The organism is Flavobacterium sp. (assembly GCF_047602195.1).
Classification (GTDB): domain Bacteria; phylum Bacteroidota; class Bacteroidia; order Flavobacteriales; family Flavobacteriaceae; genus Flavobacterium.
Genome location: NZ_JASGHW010000004.1, coordinates 2589397 through 2606653 on the forward strand (window position 1 = coordinate 2589397; position 17257 = coordinate 2606653).

The 17257-nt window shown below is 36.7% G+C and carries 21 protein-coding genes; 19 read left to right on the top strand and 2 right to left on the bottom strand.

What is annotated here, in order from left to right:
- Nucleotides 1-8: 8 nt before the first annotated feature.
- Complete coding sequence (gene trxA / locus QM717_RS17665) at nucleotides 9-329, bottom strand: thioredoxin (RefSeq protein WP_415039493.1); 321 nt, start codon at nucleotides 327-329, stop codon at nucleotides 9-11.
- 11 nt (nucleotides 330-340) lie between these two features.
- A complete protein-coding gene (locus QM717_RS17670) occupies nucleotides 341-595 on the bottom strand; it encodes a heavy-metal-associated domain-containing protein (protein ID WP_415039495.1) in 255 nt (84 codons plus the stop codon).
- Between the two features lie 107 nt (nucleotides 596-702).
- On the opposite strand from QM717_RS17670, the gene QM717_RS17675 reads away from it, so the two are divergent.
- The 19 genes from QM717_RS17675 (at nucleotide 703) to QM717_RS17765 (ending at nucleotide 17067) form a co-directional block, all read left to right on the top strand.
- Complete coding sequence (locus QM717_RS17675) at nucleotides 703-1536, top strand: universal stress protein (RefSeq protein ID WP_415039497.1); 834 nt, start codon at nucleotides 703-705, stop codon at nucleotides 1534-1536.
- A gap of 6 nt (nucleotides 1537-1542) precedes the next feature.
- Complete coding sequence (locus tag QM717_RS17680; RefSeq protein WP_415039499.1) at nucleotides 1543-2310, top strand: sulfite exporter TauE/SafE family protein; 768 nt, start codon at nucleotides 1543-1545, stop codon at nucleotides 2308-2310.
- Between the two features lie 53 nt (nucleotides 2311-2363).
- Entirely contained in the window at nucleotides 2364-2795 is a 432-nt protein-coding gene (locus QM717_RS17685) for a thioredoxin family protein (RefSeq protein WP_415039501.1), read from the top strand.
- A gap of 31 nt (nucleotides 2796-2826) precedes the next feature.
- Nucleotides 2827-3720, top strand: coding sequence for an FAD:protein FMN transferase (locus QM717_RS17690; protein WP_415040166.1), 894 nt, complete (start codon nucleotides 2827-2829; stop codon nucleotides 3718-3720).
- A complete protein-coding gene (locus QM717_RS17695) occupies nucleotides 3717-3938 on the top strand; it encodes a DUF4266 domain-containing protein (protein WP_415039503.1) in 222 nt (73 codons plus the stop codon). The genes QM717_RS17690 and QM717_RS17695 overlap by 4 nt, the downstream gene beginning before the upstream one ends.
- A gap of 19 nt (nucleotides 3939-3957) precedes the next feature.
- The gene (locus QM717_RS17700) at nucleotides 3958-5139 is read left to right on the top strand and encodes a DUF3570 domain-containing protein (protein ID WP_415039504.1); all 1182 of its coding nucleotides are present in this window, start codon (nucleotides 3958-3960) and stop codon (nucleotides 5137-5139) included.
- Nucleotides 5140-5524: 385 nt separating this feature from the next.
- Nucleotides 5525-6679 carry a site-specific tyrosine recombinase/integron integrase gene (xerA, locus tag QM717_RS17705; RefSeq protein ID WP_415039505.1) on the top strand — a complete coding sequence of 385 codons (1155 nt, stop codon included), beginning with the start codon at nucleotides 5525-5527 and terminating at the stop codon, nucleotides 6677-6679.
- Nucleotides 6680-6859: 180 nt separating this feature from the next.
- Nucleotides 6860-7171 carry a hypothetical protein gene (locus QM717_RS17710; RefSeq protein WP_415039507.1) on the top strand — a complete coding sequence of 104 codons (312 nt, stop codon included), beginning with the start codon at nucleotides 6860-6862 and terminating at the stop codon, nucleotides 7169-7171.
- A 939-nt stretch (nucleotides 7172-8110) separates the two neighbouring features.
- Nucleotides 8111-8533 (top strand): hypothetical protein, encoded by a 423-nt coding sequence (locus tag QM717_RS17715; protein WP_415039509.1) that lies wholly within the window; start codon nucleotides 8111-8113, stop codon nucleotides 8531-8533.
- Nucleotides 8496-9119, top strand: coding sequence for a hypothetical protein (locus QM717_RS17720; RefSeq protein WP_415039511.1), 624 nt, complete (start codon nucleotides 8496-8498; stop codon nucleotides 9117-9119). The genes QM717_RS17715 and QM717_RS17720 overlap by 38 nt, the downstream gene beginning before the upstream one ends.
- Before the next feature lie 185 nt (nucleotides 9120-9304).
- Nucleotides 9305-9820, top strand: a complete 516-nt coding sequence (locus QM717_RS17725) for a hypothetical protein (RefSeq protein WP_415039513.1) — start codon at nucleotides 9305-9307, stop codon at nucleotides 9818-9820.
- A gap of 151 nt (nucleotides 9821-9971) precedes the next feature.
- Nucleotides 9972-10772: a TIR domain-containing protein gene (locus tag QM717_RS17730; RefSeq protein ID WP_415039515.1), complete on the top strand. Its 801-nt coding sequence runs from the start codon at nucleotides 9972-9974 to the stop codon at nucleotides 10770-10772.
- Between the two features lie 670 nt (nucleotides 10773-11442).
- A complete protein-coding gene (locus QM717_RS17735; protein WP_415039517.1) occupies nucleotides 11443-12513 on the top strand; it encodes a type I restriction endonuclease in 1071 nt (356 codons plus the stop codon).
- Nucleotides 12514-13141: 628 nt separating this feature from the next.
- Nucleotides 13142-13561, top strand: a complete 420-nt coding sequence (locus QM717_RS17740; RefSeq protein WP_415039519.1) for a hypothetical protein — start codon at nucleotides 13142-13144, stop codon at nucleotides 13559-13561.
- A 239-nt stretch (nucleotides 13562-13800) separates the two neighbouring features.
- A complete protein-coding gene (locus tag QM717_RS17745; RefSeq protein ID WP_415039521.1) occupies nucleotides 13801-14775 on the top strand; it encodes a hypothetical protein in 975 nt (324 codons plus the stop codon).
- An 80-nt stretch (nucleotides 14776-14855) separates the two neighbouring features.
- Entirely contained in the window at nucleotides 14856-15296 is a 441-nt protein-coding gene (locus QM717_RS17750; RefSeq protein ID WP_415039523.1) for a hypothetical protein, read from the top strand.
- 167 nt (nucleotides 15297-15463) lie between these two features.
- On the top strand, nucleotides 15464-15922 hold the full coding sequence (locus QM717_RS17755) for a hypothetical protein (protein WP_415039525.1): 459 nt from the start codon (nucleotides 15464-15466) through the stop codon (nucleotides 15920-15922).
- A 342-nt stretch (nucleotides 15923-16264) separates the two neighbouring features.
- Nucleotides 16265-16609 carry a hypothetical protein gene (locus QM717_RS17760; RefSeq protein WP_415039526.1) on the top strand — a complete coding sequence of 115 codons (345 nt, stop codon included), beginning with the start codon at nucleotides 16265-16267 and terminating at the stop codon, nucleotides 16607-16609.
- On the top strand, nucleotides 16570-17067 hold the full coding sequence (locus tag QM717_RS17765; RefSeq protein WP_415039528.1) for a DUF6438 domain-containing protein: 498 nt from the start codon (nucleotides 16570-16572) through the stop codon (nucleotides 17065-17067). Before QM717_RS17760 ends, QM717_RS17765 begins: the two co-directional genes overlap by 40 nt.
- The last annotated feature ends 190 nt before the right edge of the window (nucleotides 17068-17257 follow it).

Genomic DNA, 17257 nt, shown 5'->3' on the forward strand with positions numbered 1-17257 from the left:
GTTGATGTTTATTTGGGTAATTCGGGCCATGTGGTCTTGTCGAGTATGACCTGCATGATTTCGGTTTTGGACAATACGCCCGATTGTCGCCAGAGCTGCTTGCCGTTTTGGAACAACATCATCGTGGGAACGCCCTTTATCCTGTAATGTGAAGCGACTTCTATGTTGCTATCCACATTGATCTTTATTACGGTGACGCGGTCGCCGAGCGCATCCTTGACTTCTTTCAAAATAGGACCGAACATTTGACAAGGCCCGCACCAATCGGCATAAAAGTCCACCAAAGTCGGCTTTTCGGAATTAATCAGCGTTTCAAACGGTATCTCCATATTGCTATTCATTAGGTTAAGCGCCCCACCGCGCAACTTAAATACGATTTGGCTTTGCACTTTAAGGTATTTTGTCCTTTTTCCGGGTAACCCAGATCGGTCAGTTTGGCTATTACTTCGTTGCGGTCGGCATCGCCTGTGACGATGACCAGATTTTTATCCAATTCTACGCGGACTTTTTGAACTTGGTCTATCAGCATCAGTGCTTTTTCGATACTGCTCGCGCATCCTTCACACTTGAGGTTTTCTACTGCTATTTGTAACATGATTGTTTTTTGGGTAAAATTAGGCCGCCGTTCAAAATCGTCATATGATAATTATCATAGTTTCTGAGACTTATCGGTCTTAATTTCGTGATACAAATTTGTCAATCATGAAAAAAATTCTTTTTCCAACCGATTTTTCCAAGAACTCGCTCAATGCATTTGTTTATGCGTTGCATCTGACCAAAAAAACAAATGCCGAAATCGTGACGCTACACGTCTACCCTATCATTGCGGGTACCTATGGCGATTATTACGATTTCATTTACGAAAATTACGACATCAATGAACTGGCACAATTCGAAAACTACAAAAGTGAAGTTCCCAAATTGCGTATGCTTGCTGAAAAAGAACAATGCCAAAGTGTTAGGGTTAGTCATATTTTGAAACAAGGAGACGCCGTAAACGAAATCCTGGATGTTGCCGAGAAAGAAAAAACCGACATGATCGTAATGGGCACCACAGGCGCTTCGGGAGTAAAAGAAGTTTTTTTAGGCACAGTCACCGAGAAAGTAATGAACCACGCCAAAACATTAGTCCTGGCCGTCCCCGAGAAAGCACGATACCAAAACGTCAAGAACCTTTTATTCTTGGCCGAACTCGATAAATTGCAGACGACAGCACTCAAACAAGTCGAACAACTGGCAGAACCTTTCAAAGCCCACATAGACGTTTTGCAAATCAAAGGCAAACACAACGATGAAGAAGAAAGCTTACTCAAAAAATGGAAAAAGCATTTCCTCAAATCCGATATTTATTTTTATATACTGGCCAGCGCATCGATCGAAGATACTGCCATCGATTTCGTACGACTCAACAAGATCGATATTGTGGCGATGCCCGTCCATGAAAAAAACTTTTTTGAACGATTGTTCCTTTTTAGCCTGTCGCGGCAGATGGCTTTTCATTCGCAGGTTCCTGTACTCGCAATCCACACTAAATAAAACTTCATGATGGAACATGTGCTCATTTTCCTGTTGCTGGCGTTGTTTTCGGAAATCCTCGGAACCGTGGGAGGCTTTGGATCGTCCCTGTTCTTTGTGCCGATTGCGGGCTATTTCATGGATTTCCATTCCGTGCTGGCATTGACCGCTTTGTTTCATTTGTCCAGCAACTTGATTAAAATTGGAATCTTCCGTAAAGGGTTTGACAAACAGCTTGTCCTGAAAGTGGGCATACCTGCCGTTGTATTTGTGGTTATAGGTGCCTATCTGACACGGTTTGTCGACACCGCATTGCTCGAAATCACCTTATCAATATTCCTGATTGTGCTCAGCCTGACGTTTCTTGTTTTTAAGCATTTCGAAATCAGGCCCAATACAACCAACGCGATTGGCGGCGGAATTTTTTCAGGATTGCTTGCGGGATTATTGGGTACGGGCGGTGCCATACGCGGCATGACGTTGGCCACGTACAATCTGGATAAGGCTACTTTCATAGCAACATCGGCCATCATCGATTTGGGAATTGATTCAGGCAGGAGCATTTCTTATTTTCTCAATGGTTATGTGGATCAGGAAGTGCTGCGCTTGATTCCGGCTTTGATTGTTGTCAGTCTTATCGGCACCTACACCGGAAAAAAAATACTGGATTATATTTCCGAACAGCAATTTCGAAAAATCGTCCTGTCCCTGATCCTGTTGACCGGATTATTGACGCTGTTAAAAAGTTTAGATTTAGATTTATTCCATATTACATTTTCCCATCATCTTTCCTAAAATAACGATTACATTTATTCGTTAATTAATTTGAACATTTAATACCTAATCCCATGAAACTGTTTGCCCTTCTCTTTGTTCTTGCGCTTCCGATACAATGGGAGCCCAGCTTTGAAAATGCCAAAAAAATCGCAAAGGAAAAGCACGAGCTGATTTTGCTCAATTTTTCAGGTTCGGACTGGTGCGGGCCTTGCATCCTGATGCGAAAGGAATACCTCGAAAGTGAAACGTTCACCCAAATGGCCAACGACAATCTGGTACTCGTCAATGCCGATTTTCCGCGCAAGAAAAAGAACATTGGCAATGCAGACTTGATCAAACGCAACGAAGCTTTGGCCGAACAGTACAATAAAGAAGGATCGTTTCCGCTGACCTTATTGCTCGACGCTGACGGTAAGGTCCTCAAATCCTGGCGCGGTAAACCAGAAACAAATGTAACCGAATGGACAGCCGAAATCCAATCCATCTGTGCCAAACACAAATAAGGTGAAAACTTTTTCCCAATCCCTCAAGTTGATGGGCAACAACTTTACGATTACGGTTGTCGCCGAAACTAACGCGGACGCCAATCAAAATATTGATCTTGCCGTTGCCGAAATCAGAAGGATTGAGCAATTGCTTACTACTTTCAAATCCGACAGCCAAACCAACGCAATCAATGACAACGCCGGGATCAAACCCGTTAAGGTAGATGTTGAAGTCTTTGATTTGATTGCGCGCAGTATCGCCATATCGAACATCACGCAAGGCGCATTCGACCTTTCCTATGGCAGCATCGACAAAACGCTATGGAACTTTGATCGGTCGATGAAGGCATTACCCGATGCCGAAACCGCGAAAAAAATGGTACACCTGATCAATTACAAAAATATCCTTCTCGATAAAGAAAACACTACTGTTTTTCTGAAAGAAAAAGGCATGCGCATCGGATTCGGTGGCATCGGCAAAGGCTATGCTGCAGAAATGGCGAAAAAAGTCTTGATCAAAAATGGTGTCGCAAGCGGCATCATTAATGCCAGTGGGGACCTCTCGGCTTGGGGACTGCAACCCAACGGCATGCAATGGACGATCGGCATCGCAAACCCAGATTTACCCCAGGCCGCATTTTCGTATTTGGAAATTTCCAATAAAGCGGTGGCGACTTCAGGCAATTATGAAAAATTCATCCAAATCAACGGCAAGAAGTACTCGCACACCATCGACCCAAAAACGGGCCTTCCCATCACGGGCATCAAAAGCGTGACAGTCATCAGTGAAAATGCCGAATTTGCCGATGCGATGGCCACCCCGATAGCGGTGATGGGCATCAATGCTGGGCTATTTTTAATCAATCAAATCCCTGACTTGCATTGCATCATCATTGATGATGAAAACAATATTTACACTTCAAAAAACATTAACCTAAAATGAAAAAGCCAAACATTCAACTTCTAATGCTGCTGGGCAGTCTGTCAATATTGGCATCCTGCACACCCGTCAAGGAATACCAGAAAGGAAAGCTCAACGATTCCGAAATGGTATTATCCAATAGAAAAATCCAGAAAACAGAAAACAGTTTCCAAACCTACCGCGAAGGTGCCTCGGGTGCCAATGGCGGAAAAACCGGCGGCGGCTGTGGCTGTAATTAACCCCTAACAAACCAGACAAATGAAAAGAATCATCCTCACAGGATTTGCTTTGCTGGGCATTTTGCGGCTGTCGGCCCAATCAACCCCGGCAGATTCGACAAACTACAAAAGCACCAAGCTCAAGATAGACGAAATCAACCTGGTTTCAAGCTATTACAAACAAGATGGCAATAATTCGGCCGTGACCGGCGGTATTGGTACCGAAGAACTCACCGATATTTCCAACACCATCGATGTAAAATTGCTCAAATACGGCAAGACGGGAATCAAGCACGGCTTCGACATAGAAGTCGGAATGGACCACTACACCTCCGCATCTTCGGACAGAATCGACCTCCAAGCCAATTCATCTGCATCTTCGGCAGACAACCGCTTCTTTCCGTCAATTACCTATACCCGGGAAAATGAGGAAAAAGGAAATACGTTGGGCATAGGGCTGTCTTCTTCAACAGAATTCGACTACCAATCGTTTGGCGGAAATGTGAGCTACTCCAAAAAGACGAAGGACAAGAACGGCGAGTTTACGGCGAAATTCCAGGCTTATCTCGACCAGGTAAAAATGATTTTGCCTGTGGAACTGCGAACGCCAACCTCACCTACGGGAACGGAATCGAGGAATACTTTTGCCGCTTCATTGAGCTATTCGCAAGTCATCAACCAGAACCTGCAAATCATGTTCCTCGCCGATGTGATTACGCAAAACGGATACCTGAGTTTGCCGTTCCACCGCGTATACTTCAATGATGGAACGGTACATCAGGAAAATTTGCCGGATTCGAGGTTGAAGATTCCATTGGCAGCAAGGGCAAGCTATTTCCTTGGTGACAATGTAATTATCCGGGCGTATTATCGCTATTATTCTGACGACTGGAAATTGACTGCACATACCTTAGATCTTGAGGTGCCGATCAAATTGTCTCCGTTCTTCTCCGTGAGCCCGTTCTATCGTTATTATACGCAAAGCGCCGTCAAATATTTTGAAGGATATGGCATGCATGACGGTTCGCAGGAATTTTATACGAGCAACTACGACTTATCGCGTTTCAACAGCAATTTTATGGGTATGGGCGTGAAATACTCACCGGTTAAAGGTGTGTTTGGTATCAGGCATTTTCATACGCTGGAAATGCGTTACGGACATTATGCAAAATCGACACAGATGTCAGCGGATATCTTAAGTATCAATTTAAAATACAAATAATCCAAAGGCCCAAGTTTTTTGGGCCTTTTTATTTGGACTGAAAATAAATTTAAATGCCGTCGATTTGTTGGCTTGAAATCCCGCCAAAAAAGTCTCCTCGAGTCAGACAAAAAAAGATTCTTAGTGAGGTTGAAGCATCGTTTAATTGGTTACAATCAAAAGGCTAAATTACATTTGTTTCAATTTTGCTTTCACTTCTCCCCTAACTTTTGCAAACACTTTATTATCACTTTCTGCATCGGGAAGTAACCGTTTGATGCGCATCTGACTTGATTTCCAAAGGCGGCAGCCTTCAATTCGCCAACTTCAAAGTATTGGATAAAATTCTAATTCCCAATGGTTTATTTTTGTACATTAGCGTTTGTACACGCCAAACCATTCGACTATGAGCACTTCCTTACCTGCGGTGAAATTGGACCTTATTTTACACCATCACAAAGAAATCATCAGCATCCATTTCGAGAAAAACCGCGATTTTATTCCGTTGGTCAAACATGAACTCCACGCCACTTGGAGCCCGACAAAATTATTCTGGTACCTGGATTATTCCGAAGCGAACAAAAAACGCATCATGGATACGCTAACCGGTCATGCAGAAATCGATGCCGCCGCATTGGAACGCAAAGAATATGGCAACCGATACAACATGGCCAATATCGAACTTCCAGACCAAATCCGGGAACACATCAATCGGTTTAGAAAATGGCTCGAAACCAAACGCTACAGTGATGCTACCGTAATGACTTATTGTGGGCTTGTGGTTTTCTTTTGCAAGTACCTGCTTCGGAAAAATTGTACCGAATTGACCCCGATGATTGTTTCCCGATTCAATTACGAATTCATCGTGGAACCCAAAAAATCGATTGCCTACCAGAACCAGGCCATCAATGCCATCAAACAATATTTCGAATACCGAAACATTACCGTTGAATTTGGTGAAATTGAACGCCCCAAACGCGAGAAGAAGCTGCCCGTGGTCTTGAGCATGGAAGAAGTCAAAAGAATCATCGACTGTACCCACAATCTGCGACACAAAACCTTACTGAGCCTGATTTATTCTGGTGGTTTCCGGTTGAGCGAAGCGTTGCAACTCAAACTTTGTGATATTGACAGCAGCCGGATGCTGATCCATATCAAAAGCGCCAAAGGCCGAAAGGACCGGTATACTTTGCTTTCCCAAAAAGCACTGGCCATTATGCGGGAATATTACCGGGTCTATGCACCAAAAACCTATCTTTTTGAGAATGCGAATGGGCAATGCTACTCGCCCCGTTCGGTACAAAATGTTGTAAAACAGGCCGCCATCCGCGCCGGCATACAAAAAAGGATTACCCCGCACAGCCTGCGTCATAGTTTTGCCACCCATTTGCTTGAGAGTGGAACGGATTTGCGCTACATCCAAAATCTCTTGGGGCACAACAGCCCAAAAACGACAATGATTTATACCCACGTCAGCGATGTTGCCGTTCAAAAAATCCGTAATCCTTTTGACCTGATGGAACAAACCCATGAAAATACCCTGTCGCAGCATAATTTTTAGTATAATTGTACTAATAAATTAATGACATGAATCTTCGCTTATCCGTCTAGTTTGGGAAAATATGGGTTGGGTGTTTGCGGGGATAAGATAGTTGGCCGAAATTCCAAAAACGAAATCGTAACATGAATCAAGTTTCAAAAATATTTTCGCTCATAATATTGATTTTCATACTTATATCATGTGAGAGAGAATAATCTTCAATATAAAGAATTGACAAATCATAGTTGGAAATTAAGAGATGTCACAAATGATCAAAACAATCCGATTTCTGAGAAGACAACTTATAAAATAAATGGAGAAGTAATCACTCAAATGAATTCTCCGGAACTTAGTGAAACAATTAAATCTAAATATTTTTTGGATACAGTAAATCGAGAAATTACTATTGAATATCAAAATTCAAAATGGAAATATAAAATTGAAAAATTGACTACAGAAGAATTTAATATAAAAAATTCCGAGGGAAAAGTTATTAGAAATATTCCTTATTAGTCAAGGAACTTCGGCCAACCGCCGTTTCAAGCCATTGCCGAGATTTCGGTAAGTTGAACTTTCGTTTTTCACGAAGAAAGTTCTATCTTGGCAGAGAGAACTCAGTTCGCTTTGATCGGCAACGTCGTGAAGCGGCCTAACGTTAGCAGAAACCCTTGAGGAACCATCAATACAAAGAGCATATGAAATTCAAATTAATTTTACTTTTCCTTTTCCTTTTGTTCGCTAGTAACGTAAACTCCCAAAACGTAGAGTTTACTTATTTCGAAAGATATAAACAATGCTGCAAATAAATTAGTTTCGAAAGGTATTGATTCAATATGCGTTTATCAAAGGTGGAATGAAAAAAGTGATTCAAATCATTATTTTTATATTCTTTGGAAAGAAAATGGCAAATCGAAAATCCAAAGATTAACTTTCAACGAGTCTTCCAAAATCATAGAACTAGATGCATCAGAATTTTGGCAAACTTTAATAACGAATTTTGATGTTATAAAAACCGAAAAATATAAAGACTTCGAATTTATCCAAAATATAAACGGCAAGGAGCAAATTATACCATATGTAACTGAAAGAACAAACATTTTTGAATTTACAGTATACCTAAAAAATGAAACAATCAATTTTTCGCTTGATCAATTTGAACTTGAGGAATCTGATATTTATGAAGGGAAAAAAAATATCAATATTAATTTTAATTATAACAACAATCTTAAAGGAAAGCGCGTAATTGACGAACTGCAAAAGCTCACTTCTAAAATCTAATTATATCGGGCTTCTGCTAACAGCCTGTTTAAGAAATTGCGGGTTTTGTGGTAATTGAATATTCTTTTTCATAAATTCGTCTTGTCTCGCCGGAGAATACTCTGCTCCTATTTCCGCAACTTCTCAAACAGGCGAAACGTTGGCTGCAATATTAATGAACATAACACAATCCAAATGAAACATAAGTTGTTACTTCTAATCATATTTTTTTCAAGTTTATCTTTCGCCCAATCAAAAACTGAATCTAAGGAATGGATTGTTGAAAAATATAATGAGTTTAAACGGGTAAATGAATATAGTAACGAGTTTGATTTAAACTTTGAAAATGAATTCTTAATTATAAAAACTTACAAATCGTTATACAAAATTCAAATTAAGGATATTAAAAAAATTCAAATCAAAAAAGAACGTTGGGACAATGACGACAAAGAAGGCTGGTCTTCAGTTTACTTTTATTACGGTAAAAACGATAGTGTAGAAATAACTATGAGCAGTGAGTTCATTGAGTCGGGTTACAAAAAGAGAATGGAAAATGCTTTACTTCATTTAATCAAACTATATGGTGGAAATGCAACGATTAAAAAAGAAGCATTTTAAATCCATTATGAATAGGAATCAAATTTTGAGTCTTGACTCAAGCAATTTTGAAGATGAAAATTGGAAAATGGCAATCAAATATTTTGAGGATAGATTTAACCGAAGATATTTTGATCAACTTGATATTCTAATAAACCATAAAGATTTAAAGATTAAATACAACTGTGGCTTTTTGGTAACAACTATCGACTGTATTCTTATAGAAACTATTGAACAGTTTTATGAAGGAGAAGATGAAATCAAACTAAGTAACCAATCATTTTTTAATTTCTTTTCAAGAAACGAAAAGTTAAATCAGTTATTTGAAAATGCTAAAGATGCAGGAATTTTTTTAGGCATCATAAGAAGCGGGCTCGTTCACCAAGCAATGACCAAAAAAAGTTCACTAATAAATGTAAAAAAGAAAGATTTAGTGATTGAATGGATCGATGTCAAAAATAAAAAACAAGGTTTTGAAATTAATCGAACGAATTTCCATAATTGCGTTATTGAGGAATACAAAAAATATTTAGAAATTTTAAACTCAGGAAAAGAAATTGAATTACTAAATAGATTTAAACGCAAACTATTGTATATCGTTTCGTAACAATACTGCAGCCAACAGCCGTTTCAAGATATTGCCGAGATTTCAGTAGCCGGAAGTTTCAGTTTCACGAAGAAACATTATCTTCGGCAGAGAGAACTCAGTCCGCTTTGATCGGCAACATCGTGAAGCGGCATAACGTTAGCTGATATGCATAGAACCTGCTCTAAATTAAAATTTCAATAAACATGGGTGTTACAATACATTTTGACGGAAAACTTAAAAGCGAGAATGATTATAAAACGGTAGTAGAATTTGCTATAAAGTTTGCTGAACAAAATAAAATGGATTTTAATCTTTTTGAAGAAGCTGATAAATTATTGTTGAGAGTAAAAGATGAGCAAGATTGGGATTACCAAGGTTTTGTGCGAGGAATAAGAATTCAACCTCACGAAAATTCAGATCCTTTAAATTTAGAATTTGACAAAGACAATTATATCCAAGAATATTGTAAAACTCAATTTGCAGATACCGAAACCCATGTTAAGCTGATTAATTTTTTAAAATCTATCCAATCCAACTTTGAGCAACTACATGTTTATGATGAAGGAGAATATTGGGAAACTCAAAGCGAAGAAATTTTAGAGAATCATATTAAAACTTGTTTTCATCAGATAGAATTAGCGAAGCAAAATGATGAAACTTTAGATGGACCATTTAGAATCGCTGACGGAAGAATTGCTGACCTCATGCACACCAGCTAACAGCCTGTAAGCTAATTACGCTCGTTTTTGGTCTCAGGAAGTTGTTTCTTCACGAAGAAACTTTTATCTTGGCAGAGAAAACTCAATCCGCTTGCTTCGCGAATTCGCTTACAGGCGAAACGTTACTAGCAATATCTTAAAATCCGTACACATGAAAATATTTATCAGTTGGTCAGGAACTAAAAGCAATAAGATTGCTGAAGCGCTAAGAAATTGGCTTGAACAAGTCATCCAATCAACGGAGCCTTGGATCTCAACTTCAATTGATAAAGGAAGAAAATGGTCTCAAGAAATTTCCGATCGTCTCGAAGAATCAAAAATTGGAATTATCTGTTTGACTAGAGAAAACCTAAATGCTCCCTGGATATTATTTGAAGCTGGCGCAATTTCTAAAACATCTGATTCTTATGTTTGTACACTTTTAACCGATATTTCATCTCCAACCGAAGTTAGTGGTCCTTTATCTTCTTTTCAAGCAACAAAATTCAACAAGGCCGACATTTTTAAACTTTGCAAAACTATTAATTCAAAAATAAAAGACAGCAAGGGTGGCAAATCGTTAAATGAAAAATCACTGGAAGACATTTATGAAACTTTCTGGCCTAAACTAGAAAGAGAAGTTACTGAGATTTTATTAGAACACAATGACGAGCCAGAAACTCACATACGAAGCGAAAGAGAACTTATTGAAGAAACTCTTGAGGGAATTCGTTTTTTAAAAGAAAAATTTAATGATGTGTGGACAAATAAAGAAGTTCGAGAAATTATGGATCATTATGTCGAAAGATATATGAAGCAAAAATCATTATTAAATAGATATGAAATTGCAAGCGATCCTCACCTTTCCGAATTTGTTTCAAAAATGTCTCAAAATCCATTGGTAAAAAAATTGTTTGCAAACGAAAGCGATTTAAAAAAGTATATCGACGATAAATACGATTTACCATTCTAACAAGATACTGCTAGTAACAGCCTGTAAGCGAATTGCGCTGGTTTTTAGTTGCCGGAAGTTGTTTCTTCACGAAGAAACTTTTATCTTCGGCAGAGAAAACTCAATCCGCTTGGTAGCGAATTCGCTTACAGGCGACACGTTATATGACAGCGCTGAACTTCGTCGTCAAAATTGAAATTTGTCATCGGTTGTTTTTTGAATCTTGTTGCCAATTTTTAATTTCTTTGCGTAGAATCCAAACCGGGGTGTTTAGTGCCAACGAGCAAGTTAGCCTAAAATAGAACGTTCCTTCTGGATTGCAGAAATTCAAAACTAAAACTTTGTCGAATTACTTTTGTAGAGTTTCTTTGTCATTTTTTCCAGCAAGATTTGTCAACCAAAGGACATTTTTCCTAAAAATTAAAATTCCCAGGTTTAAAAAAATTGCATTGCGTGTAGATTTATTTTGGTGCGCCGCCATATAACAGCGCAACTAAGCGAGCGCTAGATTTTCAAGGCTATAACGTTCTATTTTCACGAAGAAACATTATATTCGTCAGAGAGAACTCAGTTCGCTTTTTCGCGCCCGCGTAGTTGCGCGAAACGTTATATGCAACCGTTTTTGGAACATTCGCAAAACGACATCAAAAAATATTTATATTTACCAACATAACCAATCAAACAAAACATCATGGAAGACTTGAAACTCAAGTTAGAGCAACTACATCAACGTGTGGATGCTCTAAAGGATCAAATCAATACTGAAGAAGCAACAAAGAATGCATTTGTAATGCCCTTCATTCAAATTTTGGGATATGACATTTTCAATCCAACTGAAGTAATTCCAGAGCATATTTGTGATATCGGAACTAAAAAAGGAGAAAAGATTGACTATGTAATTAAGAAAGACAACGAACCAATTTTTATCATTGAGTGTAAACATTGGAAACAAGATGCAGATGCACATAATTCACAACTCCATAGATATTATCACGTTTCTAAATCCAGATTTGGTATATTAACTAACGGCCATATATATAATTTTTATGCAGATTTGGAAAGACCAAACATAATGGATGAAAAACCTTTTTTTACTTTAAACTTATCCGACCTCAAAGATTCCAGCCTAAAAATTCTCGAAAATTTCACCAAAAATGGTTTTAGTCTAGAGAATATTTTAGATTCAGCAGAGGCTTTAAAGTATATTAAAGCCATAAGGAGTGAGTTTGAAAAAGAATTACAAGATCCATCTGATGAAATTGTAAAACTTTTAGTGAATCGGTTTTTTGATAAGCCATTGACAGCTCCAAGAATGGCTACTTTCAGAGAATATACAAAGAGAGCATTTTCAAATTCAATAAATGAATCTATAAGTTTTAGATTGAAAAATGCTCTAAACATTAATGAAAGTATTCCAGTTAGGGCTGCGGAAGTAGTTAGTCCAATTGATGAAAATGTTGAAACTCCAAAATTCATAACCACGCAAGAAGAAATTGAAGGATCACAAATCGTTAAAGCTATTTTGAGAGAAGTTGTACCGGCTTCAAGGATTGCATTTAGAGATACACAATCTTATTTTGGGGTACTACTAGATGATAATAACCGTAAACCTTTATGTAGACTACATTTTAATTTCTCCACAAAGTATATTGAGCTTTTTCACAATGGAAAAGATAACGGAGAAAGGAAACAATTAAATTCTCTTGATGACATTTACACTTTCAAGAATGAGCTACTTTCAACTGTAAAAAATTATCAGTAAACAACGGCAGCATATAACCGCCGTTAAGACGAAACGGCTGGTTTTGTGGTTATTGAACGTTTGTTCAAACCAAGAAAATATTATCTTAGCAGAGGGAACTCCGCTCCTATTTCCGCCGCTTCGCTTAGCGGCCTAACGTTACAAGAAAGCCTGACCGAGATTGCGCATAAAAAATTAAGAATCAGTAATCATGTTCGAAAATAATATTTGAATTTATATTTGTTTACATTTTACAATATCCTGGTGCTGCAATCAGATGGTTTTTCTCAAATAGAAAGAAGTCAATTAAAGAGCTTTTGAAAGATAATATCGATGTAAATGCAACAATAACTATACTTACGATAACACCAATCGTTTTCTTGATTCAATATTTCTTATTATCAGATTAAGCAAGAAAAGAGTTTTATTAGCACGCTTTTTCAAATAAATAAATAAATAAATAAATAAATAAAAATAAAAGAAGTCGAAAGTTTGTGTTGGCCTTCTTGTAACAGCGCATTTACTCAAAGCGCTCGTTTCCGGTAAGTTGAACTTTTAGATTTCACGAAGAAACAGTATCTTCGGCAGAGAAAACTTTTTCCGCTTGCGCCGCGTTTGCGCAAATGCGCGAAACGTTGTATGCAAGTTTATGAAACCGGAACAAAACATAATTAGTGAAGAAAAGTATATGGATTTTGTCCAAAGAACTTTTTTATTTCTAACCGAAGAATTTAATTATAGCGTTGGGAATAAAAAAGCAAATGGAAATATCTTTTATGATATTAATTTTGAAAAAGAAGATAGCGTAATATCAATTTCCTTAGAAACTTTACAGGATTATTTATTGGTAATACTATTCAAATTAGAAAATGGACAATTACCCAGATATGACGACAAAGCAAAAACTATCCATCTAAACAGATTTACAGAAACTGTTATCAAAAATAATCCAGATATAGATTTTTTAGAAAACAATTTGCATTTTAAAGAAATAAGTCCTTCAACTGAAATTGAAAAATTGATTTTAAAAAATGCGAAAGAATTGAGAATCTGTTTGAAATATTCTTAACGATTAAACCTGCATACAACAGCCGGTAAGACGAAATCGCTGAGAATCTGCTAGCTTGGCGCTTTGTTCTCACGAAGAAACACTATCTTGGCAGAGAGAACTCAGTTCGCTTTGTTAGCGACTTCGCTTACCGGCGACACGTTAGCTGTAATTTTTCTGGAACATATCGTAAAAATCGATACTATTGCAAAGCATTAACATTTTTTACATTTAATCTGTATTTCAAACACATTTTATTTATGGAAATTGACGAAGGAAATTTGACCGAGATTAGATACCATTTTTTTTCACTCAAATTTACACCACTCAAATCTGTGGAAGATAAATATAATAGCAATGACATAATGAGAAATGTCATTACTTATATATCAAACAAATTGCATGAAGAACGACAAGGTCATCTAATCGATAGACACGAAACAAAACAACATAGTCGCAGAGAGTTATTCATGAATAGAGCAGTTTTTATGCCGCTTGAAAAGAGAATAAGATGTTCAATGGCTCTCTTAAGAAGTGGTCGAGAACCCTTTTTAAAACCCAAAGAACAATTTAAGCTTATTCCTCTCTCAGAAGATACTATAGGCAGCATTGCAGAGGAAACTCACTTTTTCATCGATTACAGTAAAACACATGCTGTGATATGTTGTGAATATCATCATCATGGTCCTAGGATGTCAGATATAGAATATTATTTTAGAAATGTTGCACAGAAAGTGCTAAAACAAAGCAGAGCGACAGAAGTAGTTACTCATTTTGAAGCGCCAATCGATGAAACTTTGGCCAAACTCAAAAATGTATTAAATATTGAAATCAAAGTTCAACCAAGAAATTTATATCAACTAGATCCTGATATACAAAGCAAATATTTTTCTGGCATGAACAATATCGGGCAAGTTTTGAAGCCAAAATTTATTCGATTAGAAGCATACTATCAATCTCCAGGAAAAGGAGTAACAAGTAGAGAACTGAATGTAGAAGCTAATAAAATGTTTACAGAAATGCTAAATCGTTTTAGAGGTAGGTCGTTTAACATCGACGCATTTGATGCATTTCAGGTCAAGTACGAAGACAAAGAAGGAAACGAAGAATTATTCAATTTACTTACTGGTAAAAAAGAAATAGTATTGAATGTTGATTTGAAAAAAATTACAAGATCAAAAGATTGGTATGCACTTATTAAAGAAGGGTTCAATAATTTTATGGAAACACCATGATTTTAGATAAATATTTTCAAAAGCCTGTATTTTGGGACTACACGTTATGCTCTGCATTTTGTATTGTGTCAATATATCTCGTGCACTATGAAAAAATTTTACTCCCTTGTAAAGAAGATGCAATGGCAGTCACATCAGATGTTACAAATATTAGTCTTACTTTATCGGGTTTCATATTAACTTTGCTGACCGTTTTAATCACATTCAAAAGTGGTTCAAAAATTAAAAAAATAGAACCCGATAATGACGAAACTGTATTCAATTTATTTTTTGCTAGTGGTTATTATTTTGTAACCGTTAAGCATTTAAAGAATTGTATTAAATCACTAATATTTATTGCAGTCGTTGGTTTCATATGTAAACTTTTTTTACCTACGGAATACAAACCAAATGCATTTTACTTTAATGTTTTTGGCCTAGGAATTATACTTTTAACGATTTCACGATGTGTATTAATCTTAAGCAAAGTTCTAGATTTACAACAACAAGAACACGATAATGATAATCAAAACTACAGCTAACCCTCGCTAAGTCGCGATTGCGGGGATTTCGGTAGCCGGAAGTTGTTCATTCACGAAGAAAATTCTATCTTGGCGGAGAGAACTCAGTTCGCTTTGATCCACAACCGCGCTTAGCGAGCTAACGTTAGCGGCAATCTAGAAAATCACAGTAAATTATCACTTGAAATATGAGATTAATAATGTTCGGTTTTTTGACACTTATTTTTATTGGATGCAAAAAGGAATCTGTAAATATAAATGGTGTAACTACATCTATTCCGAAACTGCATGAGTTTGCTTTGAAAGGAGATTTAAATGCATATTCTGATTTGAGTCTAGCTTACTTGGATTCTCCGAATGATGTGAATTTCTGTCAAACCTCTAAAAATGTAGCTGAAAAATATAACTTCCCTGAAGCTTATCTAAATCTATATTACTGCCAAATTGATTATTACCATCGACCAGATCGTATGAATTTAGAGGATCTAAATGATAATGAAATTAAAAATGCGATGAATTATTTAGTTAAAGGAAGTAATTTAAAAAATAGAGAATGTTCTAAATTACTGGGAGAATATTATATCCAAGGAAAATATTTAAAGAAAAACACTCAACTTGGAAACAGTCTAATTCAGGATAACAAATAACGATCGCCGCTAACAGCGCAGTTAAGCAAGAGCTAGATTTCGGTAGGTTGAACATTCATTTTTCACGAAGAAAGTTCTATCTTGGCAGAGAGAACTCAGTTCGCTCTGACGCTCCTGCGTAACTGCGCGAAACGTTACCAGCAATATCAGAAACCTATGAGATATTCTATCTTTCTACTTTTTATAACTTTGTTTTCGTGTAATAAAAATAGTGATTTTATTAAAGTCAAATTAATTCCTTCAAAAATTGACAATTTAAAATCAATCAGTGACGTCGAAAATTTTGTCCGAAATTTAGATTCTAGTTTCTCGAAATTTGAGCTAAAGAATCTACAAGACTTTATGAGAAATGAATCCCAAGATAGTATTGGGAAAATAATTGCTGACTCATTGGGTATCAATAAAAATTTTTACAAGGCTGATTTTGACAACAATGGCTACACCGATTTACTCATAATTGGTGACAATCATACCTGCTGGGGTACAAATGGATCATGTGATTTCAGTTCTTTTGTGCTGATGAATTTTGAAAAAGATTCAATAAATGCAATCGATATAAAAAACAATCACCATTCTTTTATTGTGCCTAGAATAATATATGAAAATAAACAACCGTTTTTAGAAATCAACATTCCAGCAATATTGCATTGGCGAACAAAAAAAGAGAGACGCAAACCAAGAACTTAGTATTAAAATATAATTTCAATAGTTTTATTGAATACAATCAAAATATTTCCAATAGGAAAATCGAAAAGATAGAATATGCCACTATGGGCTGTTATGGAACTTGTCCAATTTTTGAATTAACTCTTATTCCAAATAAAGAGTCTATTTTTAAGGCAAATAATTTTAATTTCCATAATAACATTGAAAGTTATAGTGAAAATGGTGAAGGTAACTTTAAGACCCATCTAAAAAAGGAAACATTTAAGGAACTGTCAGATTTATTAAATTACATAGATTTTGAAAACTTAGAAGACAATTATAGCGTAGGATGGACAGATGACAGTGAATGTATTTTAAAAATAACTTATGATGGTGGTAAAATAAAAACCATCAGCGATTATGGAATGTCAGGAACTTACGGTTTAAAAAAAGTACATGACTATCTTCATAAAATTCGTTTTAATCAAAATTGGAAGTAGATACTGCTGGTAACCGCCGTTTTGCAGCAATTGCTGGGTTTTGTGGTTGCGGGACGTTTTTCCTCACGAAAAAACTTTATCTTCGGCAGAGAGAACTCGGTCCGCTTTGATCAGCAACTGCGCAAAGCGGCCTAACGTTATAAGCAAGCCATAAAACCAGTGCAAAAAAAGAACTTATCATTACGAAACA